Source organism: Pseudoalteromonas sp. S558, from assembly GCF_005886635.1.
Classification (GTDB): Bacteria; Pseudomonadota; Gammaproteobacteria; order Enterobacterales; family Alteromonadaceae; genus Pseudoalteromonas; species Pseudoalteromonas aliena.
The window spans coordinates 1-13,470 of sequence record NZ_PNDU01000142.1 but is presented as its reverse complement, the minus strand read 5'-3'; the positions used below and the strand labels follow the sequence as shown (position 1 = coordinate 13,470).

Genomic DNA, 13,470 nt, shown 5'->3' with positions numbered 1-13,470 from the left:
AATGATTGAGCATCATCAGTTAGTAAAAATGTGTAGTGCGTTTATAGAGCCTGCAAGCGTTATTTCAAGTGAGCGATTGCTGAATGGCTTTAGCAATGATAATTTTTTAATACGTACCAAGCAACAAGGGCATTTATTAAAGTGTTATAAAAGCCATTGGCCAGCCATAGGGCTTGAAGCACAGCGTTTTTTAAGTGAGTTTAATATATGCCCTGCACCTCTTTGGCTCGATAAGGCAAACCAGTGTGCTGCGTTTGATTACATAGAAGGTGATACAGCTCAATCACGTACGAGTGTTGCGCATAGTTTAATTAATAAACTAGCTCAAGTTCATGCCTATTGCGTTAAAACCCCGCTAATGAATATAGCCCAAGAGTTACTTTTTTATCAACGCAGTACGATTTACAAACAATATCAATCGCAAATAGAAAAGACGCTTAAGGTAATTTCTGACATGCCGTTTAATGAAGGGTTTTGTCATAATGATTTAGTTAAAGAGAATATCATTGTTAGTGCTTCTGGCATGTATTTAATTGATTTTGAATACGCAAAAACTAACGATGTATATTTCGATCTGGCATCACTTGCCATTAGTTTTAATTTAAGTGAGCAGAATGAACGTGCGTTATTAGCAGATTACGAAAATTGCACCGTGAAGAAAAATAAATTCACTCAATCTATCGATAAGCTTAATTGCTATAAGTTATTGTATTTAGTGTTGTGCATAGGATGGTATGAGCAGCGCGCTATAAAAAACAAGTCAGTTGAGTTACGCGCGCAGCTAAATAAAATAACAACACTTATGGTGTCTTAAAGACCGCCAAAACGTGCTGCTAATTCTTTATATTTCGCAACTTCGTTTGCGTCAAATTGCGGTTCGCCGTCTTCATCTTGTGATTTAGCAATTAATAAACTTTCTCGAGTAAGGCGTTTTACTCGCTCTACTTTTACACCCAAAAACTCTGCAACTTGCTCAGTTGACATTAAACTCATAATTACTTCCTCGTCTTAATTTTAGAACCTAGTTGTATATCATAGTGAATTTGTTACTAAGTCGTTACTGTTTTTTTATAATATTATAATAAAATAGCGCGGTTTTGCCTCTTTATTAAGTATTTTATTTATAATAGTTTGATTTATGAGCATTAAAGTTAAATGCACTAGTATTTAGCGGAAGATATCTTTATCATTATGCATGCTAAAGCACTGATATCGCGAGTTGGTGTGGCGGCAACAAATGTGCTCTCGTGGTGAAATGGATATCACGTGGCCCTCCGGAGGCTGAGTTGTAGGTTCGATCCCTACCGAGAGCGCCATTTGCTTTGTATCCCTTGCCAATTATATTTCCAAGATCTTATTTAAAATACTCGTCATATTAATAATCCTTTTTAGTCATATGTTATTGAGAATAACTCAAAGAGTAGACTTTTAGGGTTAAATAATGATATTTAAGGTGCATATTCCTTAAATTTAGAAACCCCCACTTTTATGCTGATCACCTTACCCATATCAGAGATTACTCCCGGCATGTATGTTGATAGTGTTGCAAAGCAACATGAAGGGATTGATAGCATAAAAATTAAGACAAGTGGATTAGTACGAAGTCGCTCTATTATTGATCGCTTGGTGGCTGAAGGGGTCTTAGAGCTCATTATCGACTTTGAAAAAGGCGATGCAGCAATACCTGTTAAGTACAAGCCGAAAGTAGAGCCTAAAGTTGTTGAAAGTAAAAAGGCGAAAGAGGCAGAGGAGGCTGATAATTTACAGTCGGGCGTAACCGTAAAACAAGAGTTTGCTAAGGCAAGTGTTAATTACGATCAACATAATAGAAAGCTACAAGCTTTGTATGGGGATTTAACCTCAGGTTTAACACTTAACTTGAATATGCTCGATGAAATAGTAACAGAAATAGTTGCCTCAGTTTTTCGTAATCCAAATGCTATGACTATTCTTACACGTATTAAAGATAAGCATAGCTACAACTGGCGACACATGATCAACTGCGCTATTTTTACGGCTGTATTTGCAAAGTATTTGGGGTATGAAGAGTCGTTAGTGCAAGAATTTGCAATGGGGGCATTATTGCATGATTTGGGTCATGCTAAATTACCTCAAGGTATATTTTCAAAACCAACTCCAGTTACAAAAAATGAGCTTACAGTAATTAAAAAGCATGTTTCGCAAAGCTTAGGTTTAGTTAAGGGAGTTAAAGGAATAACGCCACTGATGCTTGATATGATAATAAATCACCATGAGCGTTTAGATGGGTCTGGTTATCCTCGTGCTATTAAAGCTGAAAACCTAAGTCGTCCTGCCCGCATTATGGCGATTGTCGATGTGTATGATGCAATGACTGCCGATCGACATCATCAAGACGGGGATGAACCTATTAATGCTCTGCGTTATCTGCTGGCTAACAAGCAGATGTTTGATGCCGAATTAGTGCAGCACTTTATTAAGTGCTTAGGGGTGCATCCAGTGGGTACTATTGTGAAGCTTACAAATGAACGATTGGCGTTGGTGTTAGAGGGTAATAAATCGAATCCAATTAAGCCGAAAGTAAAACTGTTCTACAATGCAAAGCATAATCATCATGTTACCCCTAAAGATATTGATTTAAGTGATAACACTCAAGATCTTAAAATTTTAGCCAGTGTTAAACCATTAGACTATAAAATTAACTTATCTCGTTTGTTAAAAGAGCACTTGCTTGAGTAGTCTTTTTACATTGCTTATATTGATATTGTTTACTTGAAATAAATGCGCCTAAGAAACAGCTTCCCATAAGTATTAACCACAATAAAGTTCCCCATTCTACATGTAACGCTAAGCAGCATAGTGCAAGAGAAATTAATGCGCTAAACATAGCGCCTACCCAATAATGATTTACCGGATTATCACATTGACCTGCACGCGTGCAGGCACAGTAATTTGCTTTATAAAAACAAAACACACTTACACCGCAAAAAATAAGGCCACCTATAATGAGTGAAATGATCACGATTTTATTTCCTTTGCGATTTTTAAAGGAGTGTAAATTGCAATAGATTTCAAGTCAATCTAAATGATAATTAGTTACATTTAGAGCTTATACTCTAATAGCACATTTCTCATCCGATGAGTTTTAATAAGTTGTTATAATGTCGTTAAAAATCATGTTTTTTGATGTTTTGTGACGTGTTACTAGGGTTTTTTACAAAAAATTAAGGTAGTGTACTCGAGTTTTAAATCTTAATAACAACACACATAGCTACCCAAACAGTTCGTTTGGTTAAGGACACAACAATGAAATTTACTAAAACTCTAATTGCAGCATCGCTGGCATTTGTTTCGGCAGATACATTTGCTGCCGCATTCCAACTTGCAGAACATAATGCATCAGGTCTAGGCCGCGCATATGCAGGTGAAGCCTCTATTGCAGATGATGCGTCTGTAGTTGCTCGTAACCCAGCGCTAATGACATTATTCAAAAACAAGCAATTCAGTGTTGCAGCGATTGGGGTTATCCCTGATGTAAGCCTTGAAGGAACTGGTACAAACAACGGTTTACAAGCAAGTGTATTAGATGAAGATAGCATTGTGCCAAGTGCGATTGTTCCTGCTGGTTACTTTACGATGCCAGTTAACGATAAAGTATCTGTTGGTTTTGGTGTTTTTTCTAATTTTGGTCTAGCGACTGAATTTGATAACGATTATGCAGCAGGCCAAATTGCAGGTGAAACTGAAATTTTAACTGTTAACATGAATGCCAGCGTTGCTTACAAAGTAAGTGAACAGTTTAGTTTTGGTGTTGGCTTAAACGCCGTTTACGCTGAAGCAAAAATTATTCGTAAGTTTGGTGCTTCTCCATTACCGATCCCTGCTTCAGCTGATGCTGTAAATCTTGAAGGTGATGATGTGGGCTACGGTTTAAATATTGGCTTAATGTATCAATTAGATGAAAATAGCCGTTTTGGTTTTAACTACCGTACAGAAACAGATATTACTTTTGAAGGCGATTACTCTAATGAGCTTCCTTCAGCATTTATCCCTGGTGGCTTAGATGGAAAGTTAGTACTACCTGGCTCTGTTGAAATTACACTACCAGCAATTGCTGAGTTCTCTGGTTCACACCAACTTGATGACAAATTAGGCCTTCACTACAGTGTATTATGGACAGGCTGGAGCAGCTTTGATTCATTAGAAGCACAAGTAACATCACCAACAGGTAATAAGTTTAGTGCATTTGAAAAAACAGAAGATTTTTCTGATTCAATGCGTTATTCAATTGGCTCAGACTACCAGTTGAATGAAAACATATTACTACGTGCAGGTGTTGCATTTGATGAGTCGCCTGTATCACAAACACACTTATCAATCTCGATTCCAGATACTGATCGTTTTTGGTTCTCGTTTGGTGGTAATTACACAATCGATAAAAATTCAAATGTCGATTTAGGTGTGAGCGTACTTCGTGGTAAAACACAAAACTTCACTGAAGAAGATAAGCTGGGTTCTGAGTGGTCTTTTGAATCAAAAGGTCATGCAGTGCTAATTGGTGCTCAGTACAACTACAAATTTTAATGTAGAAGTGTCTTGTGGTTAATCACAGGGCACAAAAAAGCCGCTCACTTCATTAAAGTGAGCGGCTTTTTTAATGCCTATTAAATGATGTTAATAGGCATTTTATGAAAGTTTATAAACTTTCTATTTTAGTTTTTTGCTCAAGTAGCTTAGTTTTAGCATCGCTAAACTCAGCTAGTTTTGCATTTTCTTTAGCAAGCACTGCTTCAGGTGCGTTGTTTACAAACTTTTCGTTAGCGAGTTTGTTTTGCACTTGTGCTAGGCCTTTTTCGGCTTTTTCGAGTTGCTTATTAATACGTGAAAGCTCGGCTTCTACGTCAATTAAGCCAGCCATTGGGATCATAATTTCAAGGTTGCTAACATAAGACGTGGCACATGCTGGTGCATCATCTTTATTTTCAAGCATTGTAAACTCTTCAATTTTTGCAAGTGATGCTAAAAATGATTTGTTTTCTTCAATACGGCGCACGTCGTCGCTTGATGCATTAGCAAGTAATACGCTAAGTGGTTTACTTGGACTAATATCCATTTCACCGCGAATATTACGAATAGCTAAAATGAATTGTTTAACCCATTCTAAGTCTTCCATCGCTTTAGCATCAACGCTTGCTTCATTATATACAGGGAACGGCTGAACCATAATACTGGTGCCTGCTGTTTCAAGGCCAGCAAGTGGTGCAACACGTTGCCAAATAGTTTCAGTGATGTATGGCATCATTGGGTGCATTAAACGCAGTAAGCTTTCAAGTACGGTAATAAGTGTATTACGTGTACCACGTTGCTGTGCCTCAGAACCTTTAAACAATACTGGTTTAGTAAGCTCTAAGTACCAATCACAGAACTGGTTCCAAGTGAATTCGTAAAGCGTGTTAGCAGCTAAGTCAAAACGGTAGTTATCTAGGTGCTCAGTATAGGTTTTAACGGTAGCTTCGTATTGACCTAAAATCCAGCGGTCAGCTAATGAAAGCTCTGTTTGAGCACCGTTTACAAAACCACAATCTTGCTCTTCTGTGTTCATTAATACGTAACGGCTCGCGTTCCATAATTTGTTACAGAAGTTACGGTAACCTTCAAGGCGGTTCATATCCCAGTTAATATCACGACCGGTAGATGCCATTGCAGCAAGGGTAAAGCGAAGGGCGTCGGTGCCGTGTGCTTCAATACCGCCTGCAAATACTTTACGCGTATCTTTTTCGATTTTAGCGGCAAGTTTTGGCTGCATCATATTACCAGTACGTTTTTGTACTAGGTCTTCAAGTTCAATGCCGTCAATCATGTCTAGTGGGTCAAGTACGTTACCTTTTGACTTAGACATTTTATCGCCATTGTCGTCACGTATTAAGCCAGTTACATACACGGTCTTAAACGGAACTTGTGGCTTGCCATTTTCGTCTTTTACAAAGTGCAGCGTCATCATAATCATGCGCGCAACCCAGAAGAAAATAATATCAAAACCAGTAACCAACACGTCAGACGGGTGGAAGGTTTTTAAATCATCGGTGTTTTCTGGCCAACCTTGTGTAGAGAACGTCCAAAGCGCTGATGAGAACCACGTATCAAGTACGTCTTCGTCTTGGCTTAGCGTTACGCTGTCTGCAATATTGTTTTCACGGCGTACTTCAGCTTCGTCGCGACCAACAAATACGTTGCCTTCATTGTCGTACCAAGCTGGGATGCGGTGACCCCACCAAAGCTGGCGTGAAATACACCAATCTTGTACGTCGTTCATCCACGAGAAGTACATGTTTTCGTATTGCTTAGGTACAAATTGAATGTCGCCATTTTTAACTGCGTCTTTTGCAGGTTCAGCAAGTGGTGCAACACGTACATACCATTGGTCGGTAAGCAGTGGCTCAATTACCACACCAGAGCGGTCGCCGTAAGGAACCGTTAAACCATGATCTTCAATTTTTTCAAGTAGGCCAAGTTCTTCAAATTCAGCCACAATTGCTTTTCGCGCAGCAAAACGATCAAGTCCGTGCAAGCGCTCTGGAATTGGTGCATCAAACTCAAGCTCTTTACCGTCAAAGGTGTATGTTTCACCTTGGGTAAGAATAGCGGCATCTTTATCGAAAATGTTGATCATCGGCATTTGATGACGCTTGCCCACTTCGTTATCGTTAAAGTCGTGCGCTGGCGTTATTTTTACACAGCCCGTGCCTTTATCTTTATCGGCATGTTCATCAGCAACTATTTTAATACGACGATTAACGATGGGTAATAAAATGTCTTTACCGATTAAATCAGTATAGCGCTCGTCATCTGGGTTTACTGCAACACCCGAGTCACCCAGCATAGTTTCTGGGCGAGTTGTTGCTACTACAATGTAGCCTTTTCCATCTTGCGTTGTAACGCCATCAGCCAGTGGGTAACGTAAGTTCCACATGTGGCCTTGTTTATCTTTGTTTTCAACTTCAAGATCAGAAATAGCAGTGTGTAATTTAGGATCCCAGTTTACTAGGCGTTTGCCTCGATAAATTAGATTTTCTTTATGAAGGCGTACAAACACTTCTTTAACGGCTTCAGATAAACCATCATCCATTGTAAAACGTTCACGATCCCAATCAACCGATGCGCCAAGGCGACGAAGTTGTTTAGTGATAGTGCCGCCTGATTCTTTTTTCCATTCCCAGATTTTATTAATAAAATCTTCGCGGCCCAAATCGTGGCGTGTTTTACCTTCTTCAGCATGCAGTTTACGCTCAACCAACATTTGCGTTGCAATACCTGCGTGGTCAGTACCTACTTGCCATAATGTGTTGTTACCTTGCATACGTTTAAAACGCGTTAGGGTATCCATTATTGTATCTTGGAAAGCGTGGCCCATGTGTAAGCTACCAGTGACATTTGGCGGCGGGATCATAATTGAATATGGGGTGCCTTGGCCAGATGGCTTAAAGTAGCCTTTTTGTTCCCAGTCTTGGTATAGAGACTGTTCAATATCTTGCGGATTGTAGGTTTTATCCATTACACAGAACCTTAAATAAGTACTTAAATTAGTTGGTTAGCTATTTAACTAAAGGTGTTTTTAGTTATTAATATCTTGCGTGGTGATATTGGCACCGAGTTGGCGCAGCTTTTTAAAGCGCTCGCGAGCAGCTTGCTTAGCAACGGGTTCTACGGGTACAAAATCAAAAACTTGGTTAAATCGACGGATAAAATCCGGTAAGTTATTAGCCAAATTAATTAAAACTTTACGATTACCAACAGGAGGTGTGATGCCAATTTCTACCGGCGCGCCGCCTTTAGGGCCTTCGCCTTGCAGGTTGTGAGGCACAAAACTGTCGGGATCGAATGCCCAAATTATTTCATCAATGGCACAGGCGGTCTCGTTGTTATCTACACAAATAAATACACGTTGACCATTTCGATACTGTTCGGCTGCAATTTGTGCTGCCAAAGCAAAATGATCACCTGGCTTTGCCAACGATTCATCTTGCTGTTTTAGAACGAAAAATTTGGCGTTCATGTTCATTGTATCGGGGTTTCCCATCACATTAAATGCGCACTAAGTTGATACACATAAATTAAGAGGCAGATTTTGCCATATAACGCGTTTTGCTTCAATTAATACGCAAATAAATAAGGCGCCAAACGGCGCCTTATAAACAGCTTTAAAGTTAAATGTTCACTTTAATCTTGAGCGGCTTCGCTCACACCTGCTCTATTTAATAAATACTGAGTAAGCATAGGGACAGGGCGGCCGGTAGCACCTTTTTTAGCACCACTTTTCCATGCTGTACCGGCTACATCTAAATGCGCCCAGTTGTACTTTTTAGTAAACTTAGATAAAAAACATGCCGCAGTAATAGTGCCTGCAGAGCGTCCACCTAAGTTAGTAAAGTCAGCAAATGGGCTGTCTAGTTGATCTTGATAATCATCCCACAGCGGTAACTGCCACGCACGGTCGCCACTTTGCTCAGAGGCTTTTAATAAGTCGTGTGCCAGAGGGTTATGATTTGACAGCAAACCCGTTGCATGCGCGCCAAGGGCTACAATACATGCACCTGTAAGCGTTGCTACATCAATTACAGTATCTGGGTCAAAGCGTTCAACGTACGTTAACGCATCACATAACACTAAACGGCCTTCGGCATCGGTGTTTAACACTTCAACCGTTTGCCCTGACATAGTTGTTAAAATATCACCAGGACGATAAGCATTTGGGCCAGGCATGTTTTCACAACCCGCTAAAATACCTATCACATTAATAGGTAATTGCATTTGTGCTAATGCGCGCATTGCACCAATAACACCTGCAGCGCCACCCATGTCATATTTCATTTCGTCCATGCCTTCGCCAGGTTTTAATGAAATACCGCCTGAGTCGAACGTTAAACCCTTACCAACAAGAACAATAGGCGCTTGATCGTCGGCTGCGCCTTTATAGTTAATAATTGACATAACTGATTCGTTAACGCTGCCACGACCAACAGCTAGGTATGAGTTCATACCTAGTTCTGCCATTTGCTCTTCACCTATAAGATCAACAGTAATGTTGTCAAAATTGCTTGCCAGCTCTTGTGCTTGCTCGCCTAAATACGCAGGATTACAAATGTTTGGTGGCATGTTAGCTACGTCTTTACATAACTTGCTACCTGCAGCAATAGCTAAGCCATGCTCAATCGCACTTTCACCAATAGTAAGTTCGCGACGCGTTGGCACGTTAAACACCATTTTACGAAGTGGACGGCGAGGATCTACTTTTTTGCTTTTTAACTGGTTAAACGTATATAAACAATCTTGTGTAGTTTCTACCGCTTGGCGTACTTTCCAGTATGTATCGCGACCTTTAACATGCTGCTCTGTTAAAAAGCATACCGCTTCCATCGAGCCGGTATCATTTAAAGTATTTATTGTTTTAGAAATAATTTGTTTATATTGTTTGTCGTCAAGTTCGCGCTCTTTACCACAGCCTACAAGCAGTATGCGCTCGCTTAATACATTAGGTACATGATGCAATAATAAAACTTGACCTGGTTTACCTTCTAAATCGCCACGGCGAAGTAAATTTGAGATATAACCATCACTGATTTTATCGAGTTGTTCACCAATGGGGGATAACCTACGTGGCTCGTAAACGCCAACTACAATACATGCGCTGCGTTGTTTTTCTGGGCTACCACTTTTTACGCTAAATTCCATTGTTACTCCTGGTTTTGAGTCAATTAAGCTATTAAATAGGGGCTAAAAAAAATTTTGTCTAATAACTCTAATATTAGCCGATTTTGCTAGACTCTTACTGTGTAATTGAACTTTATATGTTTAAGGGCTACTAATGCAACATTATATCGTGCACTTAGGTAGGATAATTATTTTTGATGGCTTATAATAATAGCCTATTTGCCAGTACCAACTGCGTAAAATAGCTATTTTACGATTCAACACTCACTATTGTAGTGAAATTTCATGTTTAACAGGGGCGAGCATTGCTAATTTTCCGTTATTTGACCGCTGAGGTTTTAAAATCGCAGGTCGCCGTATTTTTAACTTTAATGACAATATTTTTGTCGCAAAAGTTAGTTGTTATTTTAGGTGATGCCTCTGAAGGCAGTATCCCCGCCAAATTAGTCTTGTCGATGATTGCTCTGAAATTACCGCAATTAGCATCTTTAATACTTCCGCTGAGTATATTTTTAGGCATTATTTTGGCTTACAGCCGCATTTATGCAGATAGCGAAATGACTGTACTTAAAGCCTGCGGCGTAAGTGAGTGGTACGTTGTACGCGTAACACTTATATCAAGTGCTGGGTTGGCATTTTTAGCCGCAGCACTCACTATGTATATAGCACCATGGGCAAGTGAACAAGAGTATCAATTAAAAGAACAAGCTAAAGCCGATGCTGGTTTGTCTGCGCTCAGGGCAGGGCGATTTCAAGAAACCGGCAACGAAAAAGCTGTGGTGTTTATTCACAACATTGAAAATGGCGGTAAAGAATTAAACAAAGTATTTGTAGCGCAATTACCTAATAACGAAAAAGACGACTTAGCGCGCCTAGTATACGCAGAGCAAGGTGTTGTAGTCGAGGCATTAAGTGGCGAGCAACAACTGGTACTTACTGATGGTAAACGATACGAAACTGATGGCTCAACGCCAGCGCTTAACTTAACTGAATTTGACGGGTACAGTGTGCAAATCCGCGAGCAAGAAATAGAGCATCAACGCCGTAAACTAGAAGCAGTACCTACCAATCAATTACTCAAAATCAATACACCCGAATCGATTGCGCAGTGGCAATGGCGACTAGCTATCCCCCTTTCTATTCCATTGCTTACTTTGCTAGCTGTGCCACTTAGTGTGGTGAACCCTAGACAAGGTAAGTTTGCCAAGTTGGTGCCGGCTATTGGTTTGTATTTAGGGTATTTTATTTTACTTAATGCGGGGAAGTTTGCTGTTGAAGATGGAAAAATTCCTCCCTCAATTGGCTTATGGTGGATCCACTTAAGTGCCCTGTTCATTGGCGGACTGTTAATTATTAAAGGGAGGCCGCTTGGTGCTTGGCTCAAAGCTGTTGTAATTAAACGGGAGCTAGGTTCATGATGAAAACGCTTGATTGGTACTTAGGTCGCAGTATTTTACAAACAACAGGCTTTGCTTTATTGGTCTTGGCGGGTATTAGCACCCTTATCAAATTCATCGAACAGTTAAAGTCAGTAGGGCGTGGAAGTTATGATTTAATGACTGCAATGCTTTATACCATCTATACCATTCCTGGTGATTTAGTTGTTTTTTTCCCTATGGCAGCACTCATAGGTGGCTTAACAGGACTAGGGGCTCTTGCTTCTAATAGTGAGCTGGTGGTTATGCAAGCTGCAGGCATGTCGCGCTTTCAAATTATTGTATCTGTGATGAAAACCGCCGTTTTTATGGCTATTTGTATGATGGCGCTTGGTGAGTGGGGCGCTCCCGAAGCACAGTTACATGCAAAAGAAATGCGCAATCACGCAATTCATGGTGGTGACGTATTTAATGCGCAAAAAGGTGTATGGGCTAAAGATGGTAATAACTTTATTAATATAGAAGATGTTGACCAAAATGGAATGCTGCACGGTGTGCATATGTATCACTTTAATAAGTCGTTAGACCTAACTCAGATAACAAAAGCTAACAATGCGGTCAGCAGAAATCAAGGTTGGTTACTACGTGATATAAAAAAGGTGATAATAACGGATGAACAGATCACGACGGAACAAGTTGCTGAAGAGTTTTACGCTTCACAATTAACCGCCGAAAAATTAGGGGTTGTATCGGTAAAACCTGAATCGTTATCGTTTTCTGGTTTATGGTCGTATTTAGGTTATTTAAAACAGAATGAGCAAGATACAAGTACTTATGAACTAGCGCTTTGGCGTAAGCTTATGCAGCCAATATCTATAGCTGTAATGTTGCTTGTAGCACTGTCGTTTATATTCGGTCCACTGCGCACGGTTACCATGGGGGCTCGCATCATTATGGGAGTTGTAACTGGTATTGTATTTCATTTAACAAATGAAATATTTGGCCCTGTGGTAATGGTTTATCAAATTCCTGCCTTTGTGGGGGCCGTATTGCCAAGTATCATATTTATAGGTTTTGCAACTTACTTAATGAATAAACGAGTCTAATGTTTGATATATAGCAGAGCATTTCGCCTAAACAAAAAAAGCGTGACCAAATCAAATTGTCACGCTTTTTAATATTTGTTTAACCCCACTGTTGAGATTAATCAAGCTCTCGATAAACACGTTTGTTCTCTTCTTTTGTTAATGCAATAACTTCAGTTTTAGATACATAATCTTGTAATGCTTTTTTATTTTTTAAATCAACTAACACGACTAAATTACCCAAACCAAGCAAGGAGCTTACGCAGCGTACAATTGCTTGAGGCCAGCTAATAAGATTACCTTCGAGCGTTTGTACTTTTAAACGCCATGCGCGCATTCCAATAGTTTGGCCGCTTTTAGTCCAAAAATATGCAAAAAAGAAAACGTTAATACCTACAAATAGCGCACTTCTAATTCCGTATAGCAGTGGCGAGTCTTGGATAAAAGCAGCAGGATCATCCGTCTGAGCAATAAAGTCTAATGCAATTAAGCCCTGAATTACCGCAAAGTAAAGTATAGCCGTAAGCATAGATAAGGAAATTACAACTAAAGCGTCGTAAATCAAAGACGCAAAACGCCGCCAAAAACTTGCACGAGAAAACTCACCTGACATAAATACACTCTCACTATTAATATGCGCGCTAGTTTAGCAAATAAGCTCATAAATACTAGGATCTATAGACGTTGCAGTAACACCTGTGCGTATGCTTATCTTTAAATGTTAATGATTGCTCAAATGTTAAGCGGTTGATTGTCGTAATGCGATAAAACGCTTGCTGCCAACCTTATTGTTTGTATAATGCTTGGCATAGAGACGAAGGCAAATAAATAATCCTTAGCTCTAAAGTGGTTTTTCTTTATCTTCTACTACTTAGAAGTTCAAAGAAAAATTATGCCAGCGTGATGAAATTGGTAGACATGGGGGATTCAAAATCCCCTTCCGAAAGGAGTGGCGGTTCGAGTCCGCCCGCTGGTACCACTTTTTATAACCCCGACCAAATTGGTCGGGGTTTTTTTATGTCTGAAATTTAGGTTTTATTTTTAACTCACTATAAACGGATTTTTTATCGGTATTTTCATTTTTATTATTGTCCCCGATCGTATCATCTAAATATTAGCAGCCTTTGCTTTTAAATGGACTCAAATAGAATAATAGTATTTAACCTGAGCTCTGGTTAAGAGATTCACTAACACATTGAATTATGGTGATATTTAAATTCATTTTCTCTAGCCAGAGATTTTCAGTGAAAACAAGGCGAATTTACGCGTCAATAGCTGGCCTATTGCAAGTAAATTCAACGCAGTTTGCGCTGAATATAGCT

11 protein-coding genes and 2 tRNA genes are annotated in these 13,470 nt (G+C 39.6%); 7 read left to right on the top strand and 6 right to left on the bottom strand.

All coding sequences use genetic code 11. From position 1 onward, the window contains the following. Position 1: 1 nt before the first annotated feature. Positions 2 to 814 carry a phosphotransferase gene (locus CWB66_RS11320; protein WP_138585457.1) on the top strand — a complete coding sequence of 271 codons (813 nt, stop codon included), beginning with the start codon at positions 2 to 4 and terminating at the stop codon, positions 812 to 814. Here CWB66_RS11320 and CWB66_RS11315 read toward each other — a convergent pair. Continuing rightward, positions 811 to 993 carry a helix-turn-helix domain-containing protein gene (locus CWB66_RS11315; RefSeq protein ID WP_077537060.1) on the bottom strand — a complete coding sequence of 61 codons (183 nt, stop codon included), beginning with the start codon at positions 991 to 993 and terminating at the stop codon, positions 811 to 813. The genes CWB66_RS11320 and CWB66_RS11315 overlap by 4 nt on opposite strands. A 248-nt stretch (positions 994 to 1,241) precedes the next feature. On the opposite strand from CWB66_RS11315, the gene CWB66_RS11310 reads away from it, so the two are divergent. Further along, positions 1,242 to 1,316: transfer RNA gene (locus CWB66_RS11310), tRNA-Arg, on the top strand. Between the two features lie 172 nt (positions 1,317 to 1,488). Further along, positions 1,489 to 2,718: an HD-GYP domain-containing protein gene (locus CWB66_RS11305; protein ID WP_077537061.1), complete on the top strand. Its 1,230-nt coding sequence runs from the start codon at positions 1,489 to 1,491 to the stop codon at positions 2,716 to 2,718. On the opposite strand, the gene CWB66_RS11300 is transcribed toward CWB66_RS11305, so the two are convergent. Then, the gene (locus CWB66_RS11300; RefSeq protein WP_077537062.1) at positions 2,678 to 3,001 is read right to left on the bottom strand and encodes a hypothetical protein; all 324 of its coding nucleotides are present in this window, start codon (positions 2,999 to 3,001) and stop codon (positions 2,678 to 2,680) included. The genes CWB66_RS11305 and CWB66_RS11300 overlap by 41 nt on opposite strands. Before the next feature lie 284 nt (positions 3,002 to 3,285). Here CWB66_RS11300 and CWB66_RS11295 point away from each other — a divergent pair, with 284 nt between their 5' ends. Beyond that, complete coding sequence (locus tag CWB66_RS11295) at positions 3,286 to 4,563, top strand: outer membrane protein transport protein (RefSeq protein WP_138585456.1); 1,278 nt, start codon at positions 3,286 to 3,288, stop codon at positions 4,561 to 4,563. Positions 4,564 to 4,675: 112 nt separating this feature from the next. Here the strand turns inward: CWB66_RS11295 and CWB66_RS11290 are convergent, their stop codons facing one another. The 3 genes from CWB66_RS11290 to pepA all read right to left on the bottom strand — a co-directional run bounded on the left by CWB66_RS11290 (position 4,676) and on the right by pepA (position 9,708). Further along, on the bottom strand, positions 4,676 to 7,531 hold the full coding sequence (locus CWB66_RS11290) for a valine--tRNA ligase (protein WP_138585455.1): 2,856 nt from the start codon (positions 7,529 to 7,531) through the stop codon (positions 4,676 to 4,678). Between the two features lie 60 nt (positions 7,532 to 7,591). Then, positions 7,592 to 8,038, bottom strand: a complete 447-nt coding sequence (locus tag CWB66_RS11285; protein ID WP_138585454.1) for a DNA polymerase III subunit chi — start codon at positions 8,036 to 8,038, stop codon at positions 7,592 to 7,594. Positions 8,039 to 8,196: 158 nt separating this feature from the next. Next, complete coding sequence (gene pepA, locus CWB66_RS11280) at positions 8,197 to 9,708, bottom strand: leucyl aminopeptidase (RefSeq protein ID WP_138585453.1); 1,512 nt, start codon at positions 9,706 to 9,708, stop codon at positions 8,197 to 8,199. Positions 9,709 to 9,992: 284 nt separating this feature from the next. Here pepA and lptF point away from each other — a divergent pair, with 284 nt between their 5' ends. Further along, positions 9,993 to 11,105: an LPS export ABC transporter permease LptF gene (gene lptF / locus CWB66_RS11275; RefSeq protein WP_077537066.1), complete on the top strand. Its 1,113-nt coding sequence runs from the start codon at positions 9,993 to 9,995 to the stop codon at positions 11,103 to 11,105. Further along, the gene (gene lptG, locus CWB66_RS11270) at positions 11,102 to 12,169 is read left to right on the top strand and encodes an LPS export ABC transporter permease LptG (RefSeq protein ID WP_138585452.1); all 1,068 of its coding nucleotides are present in this window, start codon (positions 11,102 to 11,104) and stop codon (positions 12,167 to 12,169) included. Before lptF ends, lptG begins: the two co-directional genes overlap by 4 nt. 97 nt (positions 12,170 to 12,266) lie before the next feature. On the opposite strand, the gene CWB66_RS11265 is transcribed toward lptG, so the two are convergent. Further along, the gene (locus CWB66_RS11265; RefSeq protein WP_138585451.1) at positions 12,267 to 12,761 is read right to left on the bottom strand and encodes an RDD family protein; all 495 of its coding nucleotides are present in this window, start codon (positions 12,759 to 12,761) and stop codon (positions 12,267 to 12,269) included. A gap of 281 nt (positions 12,762 to 13,042) precedes the next feature. Between CWB66_RS11265 and CWB66_RS11260 the strand changes: the two genes are divergently transcribed. Continuing rightward, positions 13,043 to 13,127, top strand: a tRNA-Leu gene (locus CWB66_RS11260). The last annotated feature ends 343 nt before the right edge of the window (positions 13,128 to 13,470 follow it).